Origin of the sequence: Nocardia sp. XZ_19_231 (assembly GCF_015355705.1) — a bacterium.
Classification (GTDB): domain Bacteria; phylum Actinomycetota; class Actinomycetes; order Mycobacteriales; family Mycobacteriaceae; genus Nocardia; species Nocardia salmonicida.
Map to the genome: position 1 here is coordinate 43,375 of NZ_JACUZI010000010.1, position 21,665 is coordinate 65,039.

Annotated in this window: 22 protein-coding genes; 2 read left to right on the forward strand and 20 right to left on the reverse strand. The window is 62.7% G+C overall.

What is annotated here, in order from left to right; translation table 11 throughout:
* Positions 1-30 precede the first annotated feature (30 nt).
* From IBJ82_RS30300 to IBJ82_RS30360, 13 genes are all read right to left on the reverse strand, one after another.
* Positions 31-333: a DUF5361 domain-containing protein gene (locus tag IBJ82_RS30300; RefSeq protein WP_194829412.1), complete on the reverse strand. Its 303-nt coding sequence runs from the start codon at positions 331-333 to the stop codon at positions 31-33.
* 74 nt (positions 334-407) lie between these two features.
* A complete protein-coding gene (locus IBJ82_RS30305; protein WP_194829413.1) occupies positions 408-698 on the reverse strand; it encodes a hypothetical protein in 291 nt (96 codons plus the stop codon).
* 110 nt (positions 699-808) lie between these two features.
* The gene (locus IBJ82_RS30310) at positions 809-1,396 is read right to left on the reverse strand and encodes a hypothetical protein (protein WP_194829414.1); all 588 of its coding nucleotides are present in this window, start codon (positions 1,394-1,396) and stop codon (positions 809-811) included.
* A 71-nt stretch (positions 1,397-1,467) separates the two neighbouring features.
* On the reverse strand, positions 1,468-1,950 hold the full coding sequence (locus IBJ82_RS30315; protein WP_194829415.1) for a hypothetical protein: 483 nt from the start codon (positions 1,948-1,950) through the stop codon (positions 1,468-1,470).
* Between the two features lie 91 nt (positions 1,951-2,041).
* The gene (locus IBJ82_RS30320; RefSeq protein ID WP_194829416.1) at positions 2,042-2,905 is read right to left on the reverse strand and encodes an immunity 49 family protein; all 864 of its coding nucleotides are present in this window, start codon (positions 2,903-2,905) and stop codon (positions 2,042-2,044) included.
* A gap of 1,015 nt (positions 2,906-3,920) precedes the next feature.
* Positions 3,921-6,107 carry a hypothetical protein gene (locus tag IBJ82_RS30325; protein ID WP_194829417.1) on the reverse strand — a complete coding sequence of 729 codons (2,187 nt, stop codon included), beginning with the start codon at positions 6,105-6,107 and terminating at the stop codon, positions 3,921-3,923.
* Between the two features lie 572 nt (positions 6,108-6,679).
* Positions 6,680-7,291, reverse strand: coding sequence for a hypothetical protein (locus IBJ82_RS30330; RefSeq protein WP_194829418.1), 612 nt, complete (start codon positions 7,289-7,291; stop codon positions 6,680-6,682).
* A gap of 167 nt (positions 7,292-7,458) precedes the next feature.
* Positions 7,459-8,235 (reverse strand): N-acetylmuramoyl-L-alanine amidase, encoded by a 777-nt coding sequence (locus tag IBJ82_RS30335; protein ID WP_194829419.1) that lies wholly within the window; start codon positions 8,233-8,235, stop codon positions 7,459-7,461.
* Between the two features lie 229 nt (positions 8,236-8,464).
* The gene (locus IBJ82_RS30340; protein ID WP_194829420.1) at positions 8,465-8,719 is read right to left on the reverse strand and encodes a hypothetical protein; all 255 of its coding nucleotides are present in this window, start codon (positions 8,717-8,719) and stop codon (positions 8,465-8,467) included.
* A 19-nt stretch (positions 8,720-8,738) separates the two neighbouring features.
* A complete protein-coding gene (locus tag IBJ82_RS30345; RefSeq protein ID WP_194829421.1) occupies positions 8,739-8,969 on the reverse strand; it encodes a hypothetical protein in 231 nt (76 codons plus the stop codon).
* Between the two features lie 32 nt (positions 8,970-9,001).
* Positions 9,002-9,769, reverse strand: coding sequence for a PE-PPE domain-containing protein (locus IBJ82_RS30350; protein ID WP_194829422.1), 768 nt, complete (start codon positions 9,767-9,769; stop codon positions 9,002-9,004).
* Between the two features lie 275 nt (positions 9,770-10,044).
* Positions 10,045-10,614 (reverse strand): ImmA/IrrE family metallo-endopeptidase, encoded by a 570-nt coding sequence (locus tag IBJ82_RS30355; protein ID WP_194829423.1) that lies wholly within the window; start codon positions 10,612-10,614, stop codon positions 10,045-10,047.
* Between the two features lie 751 nt (positions 10,615-11,365).
* Positions 11,366-12,058 (reverse strand): hypothetical protein, encoded by a 693-nt coding sequence (locus IBJ82_RS30360; protein WP_194829424.1) that lies wholly within the window; start codon positions 12,056-12,058, stop codon positions 11,366-11,368.
* A gap of 379 nt (positions 12,059-12,437) precedes the next feature.
* Here IBJ82_RS30360 and IBJ82_RS30365 point away from each other — a divergent pair, with 379 nt between their 5' ends.
* A complete protein-coding gene (locus IBJ82_RS30365; protein ID WP_194829425.1) occupies positions 12,438-12,827 on the forward strand; it encodes a helix-turn-helix transcriptional regulator in 390 nt (129 codons plus the stop codon).
* Positions 12,828-12,881: 54 nt separating this feature from the next.
* Here IBJ82_RS30365 and IBJ82_RS30370 read toward each other — a convergent pair whose 3' ends face one another.
* The 5 genes from IBJ82_RS30370 to IBJ82_RS30390 form a co-directional block, all read right to left on the reverse strand.
* Positions 12,882-13,286 carry a hypothetical protein gene (locus IBJ82_RS30370; protein ID WP_194829426.1) on the reverse strand — a complete coding sequence of 135 codons (405 nt, stop codon included), beginning with the start codon at positions 13,284-13,286 and terminating at the stop codon, positions 12,882-12,884.
* Between the two features lie 453 nt (positions 13,287-13,739).
* Positions 13,740-15,287, reverse strand: a complete 1,548-nt coding sequence (locus IBJ82_RS30375) for a hypothetical protein (RefSeq protein WP_194829427.1) — start codon at positions 15,285-15,287, stop codon at positions 13,740-13,742.
* 167 nt (positions 15,288-15,454) lie between these two features.
* Complete coding sequence (locus IBJ82_RS30380) at positions 15,455-15,982, reverse strand: hypothetical protein (RefSeq protein ID WP_194829428.1); 528 nt, start codon at positions 15,980-15,982, stop codon at positions 15,455-15,457.
* A 482-nt stretch (positions 15,983-16,464) separates the two neighbouring features.
* Complete coding sequence (locus tag IBJ82_RS30385) at positions 16,465-17,334, reverse strand: MaoC/PaaZ C-terminal domain-containing protein (protein WP_194829429.1); 870 nt, start codon at positions 17,332-17,334, stop codon at positions 16,465-16,467.
* Positions 17,334-18,689, reverse strand: a complete 1,356-nt coding sequence (locus IBJ82_RS30390; protein ID WP_194829430.1) for a 3-oxoacyl-ACP reductase — start codon at positions 18,687-18,689, stop codon at positions 17,334-17,336. Before IBJ82_RS30390 ends, IBJ82_RS30385 begins: the two co-directional genes overlap by 1 nt.
* Before the next feature lie 205 nt (positions 18,690-18,894).
* Between IBJ82_RS30390 and IBJ82_RS30395 the strand changes: the two genes are divergently transcribed.
* Positions 18,895-20,241 (forward strand): acetyl-CoA C-acetyltransferase, encoded by a 1,347-nt coding sequence (locus IBJ82_RS30395; RefSeq protein ID WP_194829431.1) that lies wholly within the window; start codon positions 18,895-18,897, stop codon positions 20,239-20,241.
* 73 nt (positions 20,242-20,314) lie between these two features.
* Here IBJ82_RS30395 and IBJ82_RS30400 read toward each other — a convergent pair whose 3' ends face one another.
* Both IBJ82_RS30400 and IBJ82_RS30405 read right to left on the reverse strand, forming a co-directional pair.
* The gene (locus IBJ82_RS30400; protein WP_157125352.1) at positions 20,315-20,542 is read right to left on the reverse strand and encodes a hypothetical protein; all 228 of its coding nucleotides are present in this window, start codon (positions 20,540-20,542) and stop codon (positions 20,315-20,317) included.
* A gap of 140 nt (positions 20,543-20,682) precedes the next feature.
* Positions 20,683-21,660: an alpha/beta hydrolase family protein gene (locus tag IBJ82_RS30405; RefSeq protein WP_194829432.1), complete on the reverse strand. Its 978-nt coding sequence runs from the start codon at positions 21,658-21,660 to the stop codon at positions 20,683-20,685.
* Positions 21,661-21,665: the final 5 nt, after the last annotated feature.

Sequence of the window (21,665 nt, forward strand, 5' to 3'; positions counted from 1 at the left end):
TGCGTTCGACCGCTCCGGGGCTGCAGCCACCTAGGCGTCCCAGCCGAGGAAGTCGTTCATCTGGTCGAGTTCCGTTGCCGTGCCGACTCGTTCACGATTCGACTTCCTGCCAGGGCGAACGATCGGCTCGGGCATGTTGCGCCCGCGTCGGCCGTCGTCGGTCCGGGCCCACGCCAACCATCGAAGGCTGTCGGCGACATCTGCCAACAGATGCTCAGCGGTCTGCCATCGACTCCCTTCCGGGTGCATCACCCGAAGCAACGCCGACTCGAGCGGCAGGTGCTTCACGATCGATCGCAGGTCGGCCCAATCGAGTGCGTCGGTGCCGAGCATCCGTAACCGGAGCCCCAGGACGATCAGGTCGTATTCGATTGCCTCGCTGTACTCTTCGAGAAGAGCGTCGAGGCTTAGGATTCCCCCAGGCTCAGCCCCGAGTGCGCGCGCCACGCCTCGAGCAGCTGGTGGTAGGCGTCGGGATCCATCTCGTCGAGCGCGGCCAGCGCCTCGGGGGTCAGGCTCAGCTCGAGCAGGGTGTACATCGCGTCGACATCGCCGAGGCGACGGATCCGGCGCACGAGGCCGGGCTTGAGGTAGGACAGCGACGGCAACACGATTTCCGCGCCGTCGACGGTGTAGGTGAAGTCGGTTTTCACGACTGCGGGCTGAGCGATCTTGATGGGAGCAGCAGGAGAAGTCATGGGTAGCAGACCCTTTCGTTTGAATCTGAGTTTTGAAAATAGGAAGGGCCCAACGGCGGCGGGCGGGCCTGCGCATAGGTGTTTTACCCGCCGCCATTGGGGGCTTTTAATCAGGCAGTCTTGAGACCGTCATCCAGGTAGCGGTACGCCTTGATACCGGAATCGTCCTTGAATGCCTCGACGTTGATCGTGAAGCCGGCCAGTTCGTTGGAAACGAACTTCTTCTCGGTGATCGAGGAGATCTTGGCGTTCGGCAGCACGATGCGGAGCTTCTTGTCCTCGGTCTTCATGTCGAAGACCCACGAGCGACGCGGCAGAACCACGCCGGTCTCCCGGACGTTGATCAGCTTGCCCGAGGTGGAGGTGGCCGCGGTGGCGGTCACGTTGTTCTCACCGAAGATCTCGCTGAGCACATCCTGGTCCCACACCGCGTACAGGGTGAGGCCGAAGCGGACCGAGTGCTCGGTCTGCAGCTGGGCGATGATGTCGGCGTTCCAGTCCTTGACTGTCTCGACCTTGCGCTCACCGAGCGACTCGATGCCGTCTTCGGACACATAGCCCAGGGCCTTGAAGGCGGGGGCGATGGTGCCGGCCGCGGTGGTCGGCAGGGTGGTGTTGAGCGGCGCCACCAGGACACCGCCGGAAACGGCCAGGTTCGGGGTACCGGCGCCGATGAAATTGCTGGAAGGCAGAGCCATTGTTGTTATCTCCCTTGGGATTGTTGCGCAGGCCCTCGGGATGGGTACTTCAGTTCGACTCCGGATCGGAGTCAGGCGAGGACAGAGCCTCGCACAATCAGGTCGGCGACAAGTGTGTACCGCGGAGCGGCTGTCACCGGATCGGTGTCGTTCTCCATGCCGGCGTCCTCGACCTGGTCGCACCACACGGTGCCCAGATAGCCGGGAGCGGCCGCACTCAGGATCGAACGCACGAGCGCGGCAAGGTTTGCCGCCGCGCCGGCGTCATCGGTGCATTCGAGAACAACACGAGGACGATCGAGAATCAGCTGAGCGCTACGGCGCCCCTCGCGATCCTCGACGTCGACTCGGGCTTTTCGGTCGTTTCTGGTCACTCGCACCATCCGCGTCGGACGCGGATCCGGGACACGGCTGACCACAGTCGCGGTCTCGGATATCGCAGCGAGTTGCGTTGTCAGGTAACCAACCAAAGTTTGTTCGATATCAGGAAACAGTATTCTTTCATTCATGTCAAGTCCTTGAGAAAAATTTGATTTGAGCCAAGATTTAGGCATGAAAAATCCCGACCGGTCGACCGATCGGGATATCTACGTAGGCAGAAGGTATAGATGGCCTTTAGTAGTGCTCCAGCACTTAATTAACCTGCTACCCCTTCTCCAACCCCAGCGCCAATGGCAGATAACCAGATTCGGGCACAACCGTGTAACCCTTACTGAGCGCCATACATGCAATAGCCGTCAAGGGTAGTGAAACCCACCCTTCCGGATCGAGCTTGCGCTCGCCCTCGGAGCCCCAATAGCAGTCGTGTCGAACGAGAGCATCCTCAAGATCGAGATTGAACTGCTCTTCAGTGCCGGTGACAAGCGTATGAAACAGTTCTATCGGCGGATAGAGAAGATAGTGAAGAGAATCACTGTCGGCAACAGGTGCCCGCTGCGGATGGGAGAGCCATATCGCATCTCCAAACAATTGAGCCCACCGAGTGTCTCCACCCTGGATGCACTGTAGCGCTTCTATCCATTTGTAGAGGAACTCATCGGCTTCAACATTCGGCGCGATGAAATGCTCGACCGGAATTTGCACCAAAAGATTCAATCGCCTCGTATCGCCGAGTATTACTGCGGTCCAGAATGCGTTGAAGAAGTCCGCTGGCGTCATCGCAACATGGTCGAGACTACTATCGCCCGACCGCGATCGGGCGACTTTACGGTCCGGCTGGATATCTTTTCCCACGAGATTATTCTTACGGTAGGAGTCAACCGCAGAAATGAGTAACTCGTACGCATCGAGCACTTCTAATGCAACACGTTCCGCTTCAGTCCAGTCCTGAGGTTCCAATGCAAGCACGTGACATAGCCGCGACAACAACAGAGAAGGAAGCTCTATAATAGACCGTGGATTATGGTCAATGTCAACCAAGCAATCCGCAATCTGTTCGTCAAGACACCGAATGCCATCGATGACAGCTTTCGGCTCGATGCCCGTGCGTTCAATTGACACCTGGTTCACGAGAGACTTCTCCACCCTCTAGATATCGAACTGACGCATCCTTGAGCCACTGTGAGCCTCGCAGCGCATCGGCGGTAAAGTATCAATTTGTCTTCCCGTAATTATCGATCAGAACTCCGTCGTGTCCGTATAATAGTGTTGCACATAACTCCCCATCATCTCCATACTCGCAATCCGCTCATTTTCACAAAATCTCCACCGCCAGTGGAATGCCGAGCTCCTAAGACGAGACCATTTGGCGGCATCGAGACGCTCGGTTCTCTTCGATTTTATGGCCTGTGCGATAGTATTCCCATTTCGCGCGAAATCGTTCACGGAGAACAGTAATCTGACAATTGCGCTTATGAGCTCACAGTTGGCTACTTTATCTCCTGGCACGATATACGGCCGCCCTAGAGCCTTTCGTGCAACGGTCCGGCGTCATCGCTGCATTCGAGAAAAACACGAAGATGATCGTGAATCAGCTGAGTGCTACGACGCCCCTCCCGATCCTCAACATCGAATCAGGCTTTTCGGGTCGTTTCTGGTAACTCGCACCATGTCGGACGCGGATCCGGGACCCGGCTGACCACAATCGCGGTATCAGATACCGCGGCGAGTTCCACCGAAAGATAATCGACCAAAGTTCAATTATTCAGCATTTCTCCGTCCACAGAAAATCGACCTATTGTGTACCATAATCAAACCCCGACTCCATTTTCCACTGCCCAGTGGACAACTTTGAATACAAATAACGGACATGCTTCAGATTCGTATTGAACTCTTTATGCAGGTCCACTAGTTCGCCGACGAGAGAGAGTGTTTCATCGGACGGAAAAATGAAGGGCTGACTCGACGACTTCAGCGAAATTCGATAGTGCCCATTATCGTCGACACTGACGTCCAACTCGGCAATAACGTCCGCCGCCGACATCTCGACCAAGATGGACCTCCCAAGTGCGACGTCAATTTCGCCGTGTCGATCAAGTGACATGCCTGGCATTGCAGTGTTCTCCCGGTCCTGTTCGCTGAATAATCACTTCGGGTACACCGGATTGGGCGGAACTGTGACTACTTTCGCACGACCTGGCGCGATAGAATTGTACATGACAACCGTGAAACCTTCGACTTCCCGACCAGTCGGGTCGACTAGCGAATGCCGGACACGGATCGGGCGTCTGGTAATTAGATCACGATCTAGCACCACACTGACCATAACCACTCCGGGATGCGAAATTGCGTACCGCTTCGCCGCGTTCTCCCATCGCCGCTTAGGGCCCATGTTCAAACTTCCGTGTTCAGCTATCGAATTTTCCGGGACGTTGACATCAGCCGCATTCTGTACGCCAGACTCGGGAATCATGTGGCTCCGATGGTCGATTCCGTCTATGAATCCCACCGGCTTCTTATTTCCTATACCGGACTTTTCATATACTGCAGGCACATCCAATACTGCTATGGCAGCAAGAGGATCACCTCGAAGGTCCGGGTAGAAGTCCACCGTGCCATTTGTATTCTTTCTGGGCAGAGCGTCAAATAGTACTACGCCACCCGGTAGTATTGCATCATTGCCGGGCACAACAAGAGGATATCCAGTTGGCACAACCTCCGGCAGATAGATTAGCGGCGATGAACGACTCGATATCGTGCGATCCGCGCCGTCTGCGACCGTCGCAGAACTCTCCGTGGCCACTACGCGCTCAGAGCCAGCAGCATCCCTTGCCCCTGAGCTGACCATCTCTCCGGGTAGCAGTGGTGCCGGTTCGGCGACGCGCGAACTTGGCGCAGATTCGTGCGCTGGACCTGGTGTCGGATTCGGATCGACATTCGCGGTGCGCCCTGGTCCCACACCAGCGCGTGCGCCGCCAACATCGGCAGCGAAACTTATCGGTCCAGTTACACGAGCCGCCGACGGGAAGCTGCGTACGTTTGCTACATCGAGGGCAGGCTCACCGAAGTACCGCCCTATTTTACCTAGGCCGGCTGATGAGTTCCGAAGCGCAGTATTTGCGGCGGTCTGCAAGGCGGCGTTTATCGTACTAGGAGGAGGCATTCTCCCTGTTGCCGTATGTATTCCCTTGGGACCCAGTAGAAGCATGGATCCGAACAATCCGCGCCCAATGGTCTCGCCTGGCGCTTCGCCAGCTTGCGTCCAGTCGGCACCGATCGCAAAGATCGACACTTCATTTCCGGTTCCCAAAATATCGCGTCTCAGTTGGCCCCAGCTTCCTTGGCCAACTGAAATCGCTGCGAGATCTATCGCGGTGAATGCCAACCCCGCACCGATTCCCACGCCGCTCGTCGCCAGTCCAAGCCATGCATCTTTGAGGCTGCCATCCATAGCGCTCGCCCAGAGTCGGTACGCAAGTTTCGGAGCGCCAGGCCAGTTTTCAGCGATGCCATCGTCACGGTCCTGCTGGCCGAGGAGTGCTATTATTCCTGTTTTTGTCTCGCTGTATGCAGCTTCGAATCCGGTAGCAACGTCGCGACTGAAGGAGGTAAATCTCTCGTAGTTGCTGCGAAGATCCGGTTTTGGATCCTTTTTAGTGGGCCCTCGGGATTCAATTAATTTGCCCAGGCGGTCGTATCGCGTATGCGACCCGTCGTCGCCGTCAATTGTCGTTCCGTTCGCGTTGGTTGCGGCGAGATATCCTCCTGTCCCAGAATTCGAGTAGAACTTGTCCGACCTGGTTTCATTGCCTGGGTCCCAGACTCGAACGTGAGTTCCGCTATTTGTTAGTTCAGTATTCGTGAATAGGCTCGAACCATCGAGTTTCGGTGTAACCTCCCACAACGGTCCACCAGACAGGATTCCGCCGTACCAACCGCGACCGGTGTGGTCTAGATAATTTATCGGGTTGGTTACCAGTCCACCTTGCTCAGTCTCGTTGGTACGCCAAACTGAGATATCGCCATCTTTGTTGATGTACGCCGTGTGATATAGGCCGGGCTCGGCGTCAATTTGTTCGAGGCTCCCGACCGGAACTCCATTGTCAACCAGCGTGAATGTCGTCTTCAAGTCGGGCAATGTCCCTAGAACATTGTCCGGAGTCCCGGATGTGGGAGAACCGCTATTGAAAACCTGTGTGTACTGGTTCGAGTTCGCGGAATCCTGGTCGGCATAGACTGAGGCGCTACCGACCACGTCGACCCACTGCTGCGCTCCGCCGTCCTCTCCGTAGGCAACTCGCGAATTTCCGATCAGAACATCATCACGGGTCACTTGCTGGTCTACACTCTTGTTCCCGTTACCGACTGGAATGGTGTACGTGTGAGTGAATCCGTCGCGTACTACGGTCCAACTGTCGCCCTCCTTCTTTCCTGAAATGTCAGGGCGATCGAAGAGCGGACCACTACCTTCCGTACCCGTAGACGGCGCGGGGATCGGCGATGACGACTCGGGAACTACTCCCAGTGGGGTATTGGCCTGCGGTGTGGGAGTGGTTGTCGAGGGCAGTGATGGGGTAGGCGATGGTTGCGTAACCGGGGGTGGTGGCGGTGAGACATCGCCTTGCGGCGATTCATTGCCTGTTAGCTCTGAGTAGCGCGGATTGAATTCTGGCGGGGTCAAGATCCTGGGTCCAGCAATCTGCTGGGCAGTCGAGTCGCTGGTGGTGTCCAGCAGTTGACGACCTGCCAGGACACGGCTGTAAGCACGCGCAGCGGCAGCAGGCGTCATCGAGTTGATGTCGACGACCCGGGGCTGACGATCCTGATCAGCCGTCGATTCGGCGCCAATCGGTGTCAGAGAAGCGCGCCATGCGGCACCGGCAGTCACCCAGTCGGACGCGACGGTCATTTCGCCCCCCCGGCATCATCAATCCGGCGGCGCAGCTCGGCGACCATCGCCGCATACGCCTCCGACTTCGTCTTCCCCTCACACGCGATCCCGCGGGGATGCGTCGCGTACCAAGCGCTTCCCTCGACCTGCTTCACTGAGATCTCGTCGAAGTCGTAGAACTCCTCGGCATCAGGGGTCGGCCAGTTGCCCTCGGCATCAGGGGTGATGTGAGCGCCAGTGTCGAACGCACCCGGTGCACCGGCTGGGGTCGGAACCCACCTGATCTCCTCGAGTTCGACGTGCACGCGTACACCGCGCTTGATGAGATACTCGGCGACCCGGGTTGCCTGCTTGATCGAAGTGACGGTCGGTTCGGCCAGCTTGCGGCCGACGGGGCTGGTCCATTCGGGGAGGTGGATGACCGAGAGTTCTTCTGCCAGTGCGCGAACCTGGGGGTCGAGCTCGTCATTGTGGTCTGGTTCGGCGAGCTTGCCGGACAGGGTCTGCTGGAGGAACGCCAGAAACTCGGGAGTGACCAGCTGTCCGGATTCGGTCTGGACGTATTCCGGAGGCGACGTTTCGTTGGTGCCGAAGTCGACCGAGCCGATGATTTCCTTGCCGGACATGTGGTGGAGCCTCCCGAGCTTTTGGGCATGAAAAAGGCCCGTGCCTGCTGGCCGGGCCGGTGCGTGGTTGCGGGTGTGGAGTTAGGACAGGCCGAGCAGCGGCAGGATCACCGGGGCGAGCAGCGCGGCCAGTTCGAGCAGTTCGAGCAGGACGGGAAGCATGAAATTCACCTCCTCTCAGGTGCCAGGGATTCGAGGGCCTTCAGGCGGTCCAGGATGTCGGCCAGGGTGTCGACCACGGTCATCCCGTCGAGCTGTTCCCAGCCCGCGAACATGCCCGCATCGCGCTGCTGGCTACCGCACAGCTGCTCGCGGATGTCTTTGACATCGGTGCCGATCGGGCCGCAGAACGCGGTGATGAAATCCTGGATCTGGGCTACTTCGGATGCGCTCATTGGAGCGTCCTCTCCGTCGATGAATGCCTGCACTTCGCAACGGAACTCGTCCATGTCGATGCCGGCGGGGTCGATTTTTCCTTCGTGGGAGTACTCGCGGTGGGCCACGCAGTCCTCGGCGTCGTGGCCGATGCGGGCCAGGATGGCCGCGCAGCCGCGCTTGTAGGCGTCGAGTTGTGCTGGGGTCCAGTCGGTTCCGTCGCCGCGGGAGACGGCTTCGATGCCGATCACGTGGTAGTTGGCGTTGTCGGTGGGCCAGCCGGGCCAAGAGCCGCGGCCCGCGTGCCAGCAGACGCCTGCGGCGATCACGCGGAAGGTGCCGTCACGTTCGAGGACCAGTTGGGCCAGCGGGCCGGGGAGGTCGGCGCGGCCGTCTTGGACAATGCGCCAGTCGTTCTTGCCGCCGCCCGCGGTGTGGTGGCAGAGCACGCCGCGCAGGTCACGGAAGTCGCCGTGGCCTCGGTCGCGCCAGCCCTCGTGTTCGATGACGTCCAGCCCGGCAGCGCGCAGCACGTCGGCCAGCCATACCGGGTCTCCTGTCCAACCCATTGGTATCTCCTTGTGTGAGTGAAAGTTCGGGGTCCCGCCCTCGTGGACGAGGGGAAGCGCCGAGGGCGGGACCGTCACTCCTGATGCAGCGGCGACGTCTACGACCGCAGACCACCTGCGGGAGACTCCGCGCTTCAGGAGCGCGGCATGCGGCGGGCTCGAATCCCGCACCGTATCGAGTGTTCTCCGGGGGCCGACCGCATGCAGTTCGGGAACGGCGTAGTCGCCGTCAGATTTCTTCTTGGAGGGTGGCGGGGATCTTGTAGTCCGCCACCGGGGGCTCCATGCCTGGGACGTGCAGGCGCAGGAAGCCGAGTAGTTCGTCGATGTGGCGCTGAAGTGCGCGGATCAGGCGTATCGCATCGCGGAAACGGAGGTGATCGTCAGCGGCCTGTTCCTCGAGCGCGACCACCCGCTCACGCAACTTAACGACTTCGCGGGCCTGCCACGCTGTCACCGCGCCGATGACGGTGGCAAGAGCCATGCCGGTCGCTTGTACGAGTTCAGGGCTTAACCACGATGCCATCCGGTTCACCCACCGATCCGGTCACCGGGGTAACAGCCGGCCTGATGAGGGCGCCCGCGATCAGCGGCGTCGCCAATCCGTAAAGGGTGAGCAGTGTTTCGATCCAGGCGGCATCGATCTCGCGGCCGAGCAGACACGCGAGGACACCAGTGACAGCGACGAGGACCGACCGGACCAGCGCGGGCTCTGGGGTTTTGCTGATTCTCATGATGTGTTCCTTCCCAAAGGTTTTCGCGGGGGTCAGATGCGCCCTTCGGCGACATCGCGGTTCAGTGCCTGGGCAAGTGCGCGGGCGTGGCCGTAGCGGACGTAGTCACTGGTGTGCCTGCCGTCGAACAGGTAGCCACGGGCGTAGGCGACAGCTCCGGTCCAGTGGCTCCAGTTCGAGGGAGACCACCAGCGCTGCAATTGCTTTCGAGTCGCGGTGTCGAGCATTCGCTGCGCCCATCGGATCGCCGAGTTCGCGCTGGCGAAGCTGAAGAAGGCGCTCAGATCCGCGATGGTCCGCAAGGGATTGCCCGCGGGTAGGGCGGTGATGGGATCACCGGGCGCCGCCGCCCAATAGGCAGGGATACCGTCGATCGGTCGCTCACCGACCACGCCGTAGCCGCCGGGATCGGTGTCGCCGAGGTACTTGCCCGCCGGCCTGCGTGGATCGGCGATCAGCGCGCAGGCGATCACCTCACGACCGGGATGTTCGCCTCGCCCGATCTCCGCTGCGAGGTCACCGGCAACGGCCGCACCCTGCGAATACCCCGCCAACACCACCGGATTCGGCGATCGGTCGATGGCGCCCAGCAGAGCACGTTTGCCTTCGGCGACGCTCTCGGAGTAACTGACGTGCGACCCGTAGTCGGCGGGATACGGGACCATCCGAGCGGTGAACATCGCCTTGTTCAGTGCGTCGGTGAAGGCACCGGTGACGCCGTCGCCGCCAGGATTCCAGGTTCCGCCGACCACGAGTACATCGATCGTGCGGGGCGATCCTTTCGGAGACCACAATGACATGTTCTTACCTCTCTGGGACGTGGGTTGAGGTCCCGCTCCGGAGAAGTGCTCCTCCGGAGCGGGACCGATGCGCCCCTGCGCTGCGACAACGCCTTTCGACCACAGAGAGCTGTGGGAGACGGGCGCGTCAGGGGCGGGCATGCGGCGGGCTCTGAACCCGCAGGATGAAAGTGTTCGCGTCCGGGGGCTTGCCGCATGAGTTCGACGTCGGCCGTGAGCGCCAACGACAAAGCCCCCGTGCCGTTTTCACGGAACGAGGGCTTAGTAGGACTTGACTATCGGTGGTGTCGGCCGGGCGCCAGCTGGCGAAGCATCTCGCCGGAGCTGGACGTCGGCCACAAGCACCGGTAGGGGTATTCCGACGGCATCCCGGGCAACCAACCCAGGCGGTCGAGCAGGTGTACCGGAATCACGGCGAACTCCTCGTTCGCCAGGTGCTGTAATCGCCACCCGAGCAGGAACTCGGTGACACCCAGGAGCGCCGCGAGATCGGTGAGGTTGTCGACGACCTCCAGGGCGTCACGCAGGTCGGCGACGGGGATGAGGCGGTGTGCGACAACGTCGTGAACCTGCATCTCGATCCGCCCGCGCCACCGCTGGCCGTCGAGTGCTGCCGCTAGTTCGCGTGATTCGGCCATCTCGATGTGGGCGACGGCATGGGCGATGACTTCATTTCGTACATGACCGGACAGGTCCGCTTGGATGAGGACCGCGCGGTCGGCTACCGACCAATACGACACGAAGTCGAAGACCACGGCCGAATCGACCCGGATTCCTTGGTTGAACGCAGATTCCTGGGCATTGAACCCATTACGCTGCACCGCGATATCTTGTCGGTCAGGCATCGAAGCATCCGACTCACCTTCATCACCCATGGCAACACACAACTCTCACAACTCGGAACTGACCACAACCCGTCGCATCGTCACCACCCCGACGGTGTCAGATGCCGTGTGTCAGGTCACCGAGTGGTGGGACGCGTCACATTGGTCGGCGGCCGGAGCGAACGCCAACGATCCACCGCACCAGCGACGACTTGGAGGTCTTCCACACAGATGTCGGAGAGGTCGACGTGGCCGACGCGGCTGCTTCCACCTGGTATCGAGTTGTCTACCCGAGGCCGCCCGCCGCCTTCACGAGTAGACCTCTCCCCGCTCGGCCTACCGGCGTCGTCGGGGGTTAATGCATCGAATGCATCTGACACAAGAAGAACCTCACCCAGCAGCCGAAATGTAGAAACTCTCGGTCGAGAGCACGCGCTCATTCTAGCGTCGACGTGAACCGAGTCTCAGTCAGGATCTGCGGGGCCCGACACTCGTCGGTATCGAATCTCGCGGCTCTGAACTACTTTTGGGCACGCGAAATCCCGCTGGCACTAGTTTGCGTCATGCGGCACAACTTGTCAACTCACACTTTCAGATTCAGCTGAATCGCAGGTAGGAGTGCATATTTCGAGCAATGTCGTGTCCAGATCGGGCCCGAACAGGCAGTGGCCTAAGCCTTTTGAGCGCTCTCATCCGACCGATTCGTGGTGCCGACAACGCCAGCGGGGCGCCGGCAATGATCTGCCGACGCCCCGCTGGGTCACTCTGTTCGCTATGCATCTTTCGCCCGTAGCCGCGCCGGGAGGGCGCGGTGCGCATCCAAAACCTCTCCGACAACGAACAATTCAGGCCAGTCTGCCGCCCACGGTCCCGGAACCGGGGTGATCAGGCCTGCCTTGCGGAGCGTGCGCACGCGCCGGGCAGTGAGGTTGCGGTATCCATCGCCCATCTCCTCCGCGAGCTTGCCGATGGCGGCGGCGTGGAGGCGGACGGCCCTGGCGCGCAGGACCAGGTCGGCGTCGGCGGCCGCGATCTCGGCCGGCGGACACACAACTGTCTCCGCGGCCTCGATCGCGGCGGCGATCTCAGCGGGCGCGGTCTCCACACCTTCTGTCATTGCCAGCGCAACGATGTTGCGCTGCAACCATTCCGCCAGACCGCTGATGCTCGCGGCCCCGCCGTAGGTGACACCACGCTGTTCGCAGACCAACCGAACCCACGCCACCAAGACCGACTGGAGATGGTCCGCCGCGCGAGCGGCGGCCGGGTTGAACGGGAGTCGCTGTTCCCGTGCGCCGTTGCGCGTCCGGTAATCCACTGTGCCGAATCGGGTTTGGCGCGTGCGAGCATCCGACAGGTCCTCGGCCAGGTCGGGGATGTCACCGAGCATCCGGGCCAGATCGCGCGCAGTTTCTCGATCCAGGTACAGGTGATTGTCGTCGGCCCACCTGTCCAATGGGGTCACGCCGCATGAATCCTCCCGCATGCGGTTCGACGCCGTAACGGCATCGTTTGTGCCCATGTACTTGCTCCTTCGGTCGATAGCGGGCCGGAGCCCCGGTCGTACCCTGCTACGCGACCGAAATGAGGGGCGCGCCCGGGGCGGTGTCGAGGAGTGGCTCCTACTGGGACCCACAATCAAACACACGTTGTATGCAACGTTGTTGCAACCCGACTGTCAAGCCGAAGCGACGAACTGCCTTACCCAGTTGCCAGTTCGCACAAACAAATTCGTCGAGCTCTGTTACGGTTTATAGGATGCCGCGAGGCTCGATTCGCAAGTTCGCATCCGATGACTGCATACACTTCATGCATCAGTGCAAACAATCTGCTACCCTCGATGTATGGTGAGACAACGGAGCGCGGTGGTCCCGTCCGAGGTCAGCGCCACCCTGCGGCTTGCTCGCAAGGAGCGCGAGATGTCGATGGACCGCGCCGCGAAAGCAGCCCGAATCAGTACCAGTCTGTGGACGCAGGTCGAGAACGGCACCCAGTACAAGCGCGGCCGGAAGGTCCAGGCCAGCACCACGGCCGAAACATTGCAGGCCATGGCGGAGGCGGTCGGGCTCGATGCCGAGCCGCTGCTGACGCAGGCCGGGTTGGACCCGGTCGAGACCGAGTCGGCGCGGCCACAGCCCGCCGAGGGAATCGTCGATCTTTCCGGGCTCTCCGAAGGGGATCTGCGGATCGTCGCCGCTTACGTCAACGGTCTTCGGGCTGCCAGACACAGCTGAGCCGAACGACGAATGCCCCGCTCACGGCGGGGCATTCGTCGCCAGGGTGATGCGTCAGGCAGCCGGGGTGGTTTCCACCGGAGTCTCCTCGGCCGCTGCCGAACCGGTGGTCAGCGCCTTCAGGATGGCGGCCAGGCTAGCGGCCGAACCGGTGGTGGCCTCCTCCTCCGTGCCGCCGGTCGCCGGCGGAACTTCGTCCGCGACCGCGTCGACGTCGGCCGGGTCCTCAGCAGCGGCCGAACCGGTGGTCAGCGCCTTGATCAGCGCGGCAAGGCCCGCGGCCGAACCGGTGGTGGCCTCCTCCTCGGTGCCACCGGCCGCCGGCGGGGTGGTTGCCGGCGGGGTCTCCTCCGCGGCGGCGATGCCCGTGCCGAACATGGCCATCCCGGCTGCGATGACGATGCCGAAGCTGAGCGTGCGAATCTTCTTCATTAAGTGAAACCCCTTGGTATGAACCATGATTGCCGACTTTGTTGCCGACTGAAAATTTCTAACACGCATCGGCGAAGCTTCCCTAGTCCGAGACATTCGGGGCATTCGCGGAGCGGTTGCTGTTCGGTTGCCCTTGACGAGGGATACGGCAGTCCCCGATTCGGGGGTCTCATATCGATTGCTCGAAGATCCCGTTTCGGCGCTGAAGGTGCCGGCTCGAACAAGATCATTACCGCTGGACAATCGATCAATCGCACGGACCGCACGGAGGCGTCCGCGGCAGAGCGCCGAACGTAGAGCTGCACGCTTGTGCCGAACCTTGCTGTATACCCAGTTAATACACGGCTTAGTCCATGATAGATCTCACGCCGTAACCCTGTAACAAATTCCCATTCGTATTCGATTGGCGGCCAACCGAATACAGCGAGTCGTGCACTCGAACATCGGTTTCGGCGGTGCTTGCTGACAGGTCACCGCTGGTTAGCCGACCACTGTCACCCGACTCGGCGGCCTGCCGAGTAGCGGGCCGACCTCGCCGATTACCTCTCCGACCGGCGCACCGGCATCCTCTTTTCGCACGACTGCGAAATGGGCGCCAGCAGTCAATTCTGCTGGCGTGCAGACGAATCCGTCGGTTACCAACAGCCTCATGTGGCTGGCATCATCGGCGCACACCCGAAGACCGGCGCGCGCTCCGCTCAGCACGAGGGGGACCACCTCGGCCCACGCTTCGTGCGGTCGGCGCTCCAGGACGATCGGCCGGTCGCCGGCGACGTCTGCCATCGCGTCGAGAGCTGCGGGGATGCCCACCATCTCGGGGCGCCGATTGGCCAGCGAGTGTGTCATCGCGACGACCACGATTCCGACGGCAAGCAGGCCGACACCGGCATATTTCAGCTGGTCGACCCGCTGGGTGAGGCCTATCAGGAGGAGGAAGAACATGAACAGTGGGACGGCGTACGAGAAATAGCCGATATAGGCCTCGTTGATCTGATCGATGCCGATCATCGCGTAGATCGATATCAAGGGCACCGTCACCGCGCACACAGCCAGGCCGCGTTGCAGGAACATCTGCCCACGCGCCACGGCTGCGACGAGGGCGAACAGCGCGACGAAGATGATGAGGCCGAGTATGCGGTTGGGCCCCCAGAACTGCACTGTGTAGGACGCCGCGGTCCACGGCATATGAATTCCGTGACCACCGCCGTAGACGAAGTACTTCGGGAGTTCGCCGGGGTAATTCACCATGGTGTTCAGCCGAATCGGGAAGGCGAACACTACGACGATCGCGCCGAATCGCCACCAATCCCGCACAGCGACAGGCAGTTCCCAGCGCCGGACCAGGTAGAGCGCCGCGCCGCCGAGCAATGTCACGAAGTACAAGAATTCAGCGTGGCCGTGGATCAGTAACCCGCCGGCCAGCGCGACTATCCAGAGGTGTTTGGTGCGCCCGGCCAGTACCGAGGACACCGCGACCAGAAAGACCAGGAACGGTGCGAAATATACGAACGGAAACCAGAGTTGGCTGAGCAGTTCGCGATACACCGTCACGAACAACAGACTCGCACCGCCGAGCCCGGCGACGAGCATCCAAGACGGATACCAGCTGTAGACAATGCTCAGAACCAGGGCCATCATGGCCGCGTTGAACAACAGAATGGCGATCGCCTGACCGTTCCACGGGGACGGCACCAGACTCAACACGTCGTAGAAGAGCCATTCACCGAACGCTTGCACATAGATGAGTGCGGGACCAGGATGATGAAAACCCACCCTGGAATAGTTGCCGACGAGGAGCTCGAAATCCTTCGCCGCGAGCACCTGGATCGACACGGTCGCCGCGTCGCCCTCCTCGAACACCACCCGGGTGAACAGGTCACGACTGCTGGCGAGTAGAGCGGTCGCATAAGCGAGCCATGCCACGATGAAAACAGCGATGCCACGGGAGGCCGTCGACTGCACCGTGGCGCGTACTTCATCTCCGACCGATATCACCGGATCGACAACTAGCTGATCAGTTTTCGTCACACCACACCGCGATAGCTCGAACAAGGCCTACCGACCCATAGCAAGCGATCCTAGCGCCGACCGGGCACCGGCGACGCCGTGCCGAACCACGGATACGACAGGGGCCGCAACCCTTTTCGAGCATGCGGCCCCACACGTCCGACCTCAGCTCCAGATGGAGCGGAACGCTACGACGGGCAGTTGACCGTGTACTCCCACTGGGTGCCATTCGGGCCGGTGACCCGAATGCTCACCGTGGAAGACGACCCCGCGGGCAACGAAACGACCCGAGATCCGGTGCCCTGGTTGGCATCGTCGCCGACGTAGCCGGTGTCGAGCACCTGCCCGCCTTCGTAGAAGACCTGAATACGGTCGGGAACGTCGAGAGTTTCGTAGGCCAGGACGAACGAAGTGGGTCCGGTGACGCCGAGCTGGTGCGTGGTGTTGGTGACGCCCGCCCCGCCCGACTTGGTCGAGCGGTTGCACGGTTGCACGCTCGCGGAGGGCCCGCCGCTCGAGCTACCGCCGAGGATTCCGCTGCCGGTGTCGAGCAGATCTCCCAGAATCCCACTGCCCGTGTCGATCACCCCGCTGCCGGTCTCCCCGCTACCGGTGTCCGCGCCGGCCACCCCGGGGCAGGCGACAAGCGACAGCGCCGCCCCCACGACAGCCACCGTCCGAAGAATCCCTTTGTTCGAAAGACTGATCTTGTTCATAACGCTTCCTCCACAACACTTCTCGCCACGGATCTGGATCAGGTGAAACCGCCGACACGACCGAACGATCGCTGGGCAAGAGAAGTTCTACACGCGTTTCAGAGGATCCGGAGTGCTCGAAATTCGGCCATCACAGTGTTCAGATGCCGAATAGTTGCCCGGTGGGCCAGCACTCGATATTGGCAATCGGGCAACACCGCAACGGCAGCCCACCGCGCCTCGAGCAATCTCTTAGCACGCAGAAGAAAACACCGGACGGTAGACCAAAATGGGCATTTCAACGCCATAGGGCAACTACACAGCGAATCAATTCAGGCTGATGAGTAAAGTCACAGCAATTTTCAGTAACGACGCGTATCGCGATGACGATCGCCAGAAGCGAAGGCCCCGAACATATTCCGCAGTGAAGTCCTGTCCACCACGCCCGAATACGACAAGGGCCGCACACCCCCCTGGAGTGTGCGGCCCTTGTCGCTGGAGACTCAGCGCACGGTGGCGGTGAGGTGGGGGTAGCCCTTTTTGGGGTGCAGGATGGAGAGATCCCAGCCGGATCCGACCTGGTCGACGTAGATGTTCACCGAGGACGGAAGGAAGATCGGCTTGCCGAATTTGACCGCGTAGGTGGCCTTTTCGGGAACGCGGCCCTCGATGGTGCTGAGGATCGCGGCGGCGGACCACATGCCATGGGCGATGGTTTGCGGGAAACCCATTGCCTTGGCGCCGATTCCGGAGACGTGGATCGGATTGCGGTCGCCCGAGGCCGCGGCGTAGCGGTTGATCAATTTCTGATCGACGCGCTGCACGCGCAGCGGAGGCGGCGGCACCTCATCGGCCGGAGGTTCCGACTTGGGACCGCCGGAGAGGGAGGTGCGCTGCTGGTGCAGGAGGGTCGATACCTGACGCCAGACGAGCTCGCGGCCTACCCGGATCTCCGTGATCGCATCTACCAGAAGACCTTTCGGGTGTTCGCGAAGGTTCTCGATGTATGCGGAGAAGTCGAGGGGCTCGGCGGCGGAGATCTCCCGGGTGCGCTCGATGACGTTCTCGAAGTGCACCGAGCCGACCGCCGTGAACGGGAAGTCCCGCGCCACCATCAGTTCCATCATCAACGGGAACGCGAGGATGAAGGGGTACGTCAGCGGCAGGGTGTCGCTGAAACGCAAGCCGGTGGCGTGGCAGTAGGCGGCCAGGTGATCGGAGTCGACCCGCACGCCGTCGACGACGACGCGACGGTCGGGCAGGGTCGGCTTGCGACCCGACAGCGCGGCGGGCAGCGGGATGGCGCCCAGCGCCGCCTTCGCGTACAGGCCGCCGTTCTTGGGAACCTCGGTGAGGGTGATCGTCTGGGTCATCAGGCGCCGATCAGGCTCTGACCGCAGACGCGAACCACGTTGCCGCTCACCGCGTTCGACGCGGGGCTCGCGAAGTAGGCGATGGTCTCGGCGACGTCGACAGTCTGACCACCCTGCAGCAGCGAGCTCATCAGACGACCGGCCTCCCGAGTGCCGACGGGGATGGCGGCGGTCATCGCGGTCTCGATGAAGCCGGGCGCCACCGCGTTGATGGTGATGCCCTTCTCGGCCAGCACCGGGGACTCGGCGTCGACCATGCCGATGACACCGGCCTTGGAGGCGCCGTAGTTGGTCTGGCCGCGGTTGCCCGCGATGCCCGCGATGGAGGACACGTCGACCACGCGGCCGCCTTCCTTGAGCACGCCCTTGGCGACGAGGCCGGAGGTGATGCGGTGCGGGGCAGCGAGATTGACGTTGATCACCGAGCTCCAGCGACCCTCGTCCATGTTGGCGAGCAGCTTGTCGCGGGTGATGCCGGCGTTGTGGACGACGATGTCGATGCCGCCGAAACGCTCGGTGGCGAAGTCGGCCAGACGCTCGGCGGCGTCGGGCGCGGTGACGTCGAGGGCCAGCGCGGTGGCGCCGATCTTGTTCGCGGTGTCGGACAGGGCCTCGCCCGCGGCGGGGATGTCGGCCACGATCACGGTGGCGCCGTCACGGGCGAACACCTCGGCGATGGTGGCGCCGATACCGCGCGCGGCACCGGTGACGACAGCGACCTTGCCCGCGAGCGGGGAGTCCCACGAAGCAGGGGCGACCGAATCGGCGGAACCGACGCGGATGACCTGACCGTCGACGAAGGCCGACTTGCCCGAGAGCAGGAAGCGCAGGGTCGACTCGAGGCCGGTCGCGGCGGCACCCGCTTCGGGGTGCACGTAGACGAGCTGGCCGGTGGCGCCGCGCAGCAGCTCCTTGGCGACCGAACGCGAGAAGCCCTCGAGCGCGCGCTGGGCGATCTGCTCGTCGACCGAGCCTGCCAGTTCGGGGGTGGTGCCGAGAACCACGACACGGCCCGAAGGAGCGAGGTTGCGCATGGCGGGCTGGAAGAATTCGAACAGCTGGGCGAGCTTGTCGATCGAGTCGATGCCGGTGGCGTCGAAGACCAGCGCGCCGTACTTGGTGCCCGAGTCGAGCGAGTCCGCGACGGTGTAGTCCGACAGGAGCGCGCGGACCGGCTCGGCCAGGCGGCCCTTGCCACCGAGCAGCACCGGGCCGGGCAGGGCGGGCTCGCCCGCCTTGTATCGGCGCAGCTCAGCCGGCTGCGGGAGGCCCAGCTTGCTCGCGAGGAACGCGCCGGGGGCGGAGTGGATGAAAGATCCGTAGAGGTTCGGTGCACCCTTGCTCTTGGCTGCCACTGTTCCTACCTTCTCTGTGCTCGACGAGTGTGTGACCGTGCTCCGCCCAGTGTCCCCCGTGTGAGCGCACACTTGCGGGTACGGTGTCGACAACGAACTTACTCCGGAGTAAGTTTAATGTAAACCGATACGACGCCGCGACCGCACGGGGGCCTATTCCACCGGCCGGCGTTACCCGGAACCGACGAGACCATGGAGAACTCGAGTGACAAGCAAAGCCCGCTCGGCGACGGCCAAGGACAGCACTGCTGAGACCAGCACTGCTAAGGCCGCGAAGACCCAGCGCCCGGTCGCCATCGTTGGCGGCAACCGAATCCCATTCGCTCGCTCGGACAAGGCCTACGCCAAGGCGTCCAACCAGGACATGTTCACCGCTGCCCTCGACGGGCTGGTCAGCCGGTTCGGGCTGCAGGGCGAACGCCTCGGCATGGTCGTCGGCGGCGCCGTGCTCAAGAAGGTCGGCGAGCACAGCCTGATCCGCGAGAGCGTGCTCGGCTCGAAGCTCTCCCCCTACACCCCGGCCCACGACCTGCAGCTCGCCTGCGGCACCGGCCTGCAGTCGATCGTGACCGTCGGCGACGCGATCGCCCTCGGCCGTATCGAGTCCGGCATCGGCGGCGGCGCCGACACCACCTCCGACGCGCCGATCGGCGTGAGCGAGGACATGCGCGAGTGGATGCTCACCGCCAACCGCGCCAGGACCAACAAGGACAAGCTCAAGCTGGTCGGCCAGCTGCGCCCCTCGATGCTCGGCATCGAGATCCCCAAGAACGCCGAGCCGCGCACCGGGCTGTCGATGGGTGAACACGCCGCCATCACCGCCAAGGAATTCGGCGTGGCCCGTGAGGCGCAGGACGAGCTGGCCTACCTCTCGCACAAGAACATGGCGGCCGCCTACGACCGTGGCTTCTTCGACGACCTGGTCACCCCGTTCCTCGGTCTGACCCGTGACGACAACCTGCGTCCCGGCTCGACCGTGGAGAAGCTGTCCACCCTGAAGCCGGTATTCGGCGTCAAGGCGGGCGAGGCCACCATGACCGCGGGCAACTCGACCCCGCTCACCGACGGCGCGTCGGCGGTGCTGCTGTCCACCGACGAGTGGGCCGCCGAGCACAAGCTGCCGGTGCTCGCGCACCTGGTGGACTCCGAGGTCGCCGCGGTGGATTACATCCACGGCCCCGACGGCCTGCTGATGGCGCCCACCTACGCGGTGGCGCGTCTGCTGGCCCGCAACGGCCTGACCCTGCAGGACTTCGACTACTACGAGATCCACGAGGCCTTCGCCTCCGTGGTGCTGGCCACCCTGGCCGCGTGGGAGTCCGACGCCTACTGCAAGGAGCGCCTCGGCCTCGACGGCGCGCTCGGCTCCATCGACCGCAGCAAGCTCAACGTGAACGGTTCCTCGCTCGCCGCGGGCCACCCGTTCGCCGCGACCGGCGGCCGCATCGTCGCCTCGACCGCGAAGATGCTGGCGGAGAAGGGATCCGGCCGTGCGCTGGTTTCCATCTGCGCCGCGGGCGGCCAGGGCGTGGTGGCGATCATCGAGCGCTAGTCCGCGCCGATCACACAGCGACGGCGGGTGGTCTCCGATTCTTCGGAGACCACCCGCCGTTCGTTGTCAAACCTCAGCGGCACATCGGGTTCGGGTGCGGCTGCGAGGAACCCCATGGTCCGCAGATGAGGAGCTTGATGAAGCCGAGTGGAATATCGATCGCGGCGGAACCGGTTCCGGCGGAACCCGATTCGGCCACCACCGCCGGCTGCGCGGGGGCGGCGAGCGCGGCGGGCGCGCCTGCGGCGATTCCGGCGACGGCCGCGGTGGCAACAAGGACTCGGATCATTCGACGATGCATGACTAGCCTTTCAAAGGACAAACTGAGCGAAGCTAATAACCACATCGGGTGCCTCGATACGAGCGTTATCCATAGCTTCCATGGGCTTGACGACTCGAATTGCTCAGTGCTACAAGCCATTCACGTTGCGCGGGGCACTGTCAGTTCGCATCGATAGCGGCGGCGAGAAGTGGCCAGGATTTGTGCAGGTCTTGTTCCCAGTACTTCCAGGTGTGGGTGCCCGCGGGGCGGAATTCGGCATGGGCGGGAATGTTCAGTTCCGCGAGGCGGGCGGCGAGTCGCTGGGTGCACAGGTTGGCGGCGGCCTCGATGGCGCCGCCGAGGAGGATCTGGTCGGTCATGCCGATGACTTTTCCGGGCGTGGCACCGGGCGGGAGAGTTTCGGCGGCGCCGGGCAGGCCGTTCGCGCTGGAGAGGTAGATCGCCTTGCCGCGCAGGCGTTCCGCGTTGAGGTAGGCGTCGTTCGCGCGCCAAGCGGGATCGCCGGGCGGGCCCCACATGTTGGCCGGGTCCGCTCCGCCACGGGCCAGGACGAAATCGATGTAGGCACGACTCACCGGGTCATCCACCGAGGCGCAGCCGCTGTAGGCGCCGACCGCGCGGTAACGGTCGGGGGCGGCGATGGCCAGGTTGAGCACCGCGGTGGCCGACATCGACAGGCCCGCGATGGCATTCACGCCGGTGGTGTTCATGGTGGCGTCGATGATCGGCGGGAGTTCCTCGGTGAGGAAGGTCTGCCACTTGTTGCGGCCGAGCTTCGGATCGTCACGCTGCCAGTCGGTGTAGTACGAGAAGGCGCCGGCCGCGGGCGTGACCACGTTGACGTTCTTGTCGGCGAAGAACTGCACGATGTCGGTCTGGTTGTACCAGTTCGCGATGTCCTCCCCGCCACCCGCGCCGTTGAGCAGGTACAGCGTCGGCCGTGGCGCACTGGTGTCGTGTGGGGTGATGACCAGCAGCGGGATCACCCGGTCCATCGACGCGGAGTACACGTGCAGCGTCTGCTGCCGCTGGCCGGGCCGCTCGATCCGATCCAGCCTCGATCCGTCCGCGTCGGCGGTCCCGATCGACGCGACCGACAGCGCGGTGACAGCGAGCGCGGTCAGCACCGTCCGCATACAGG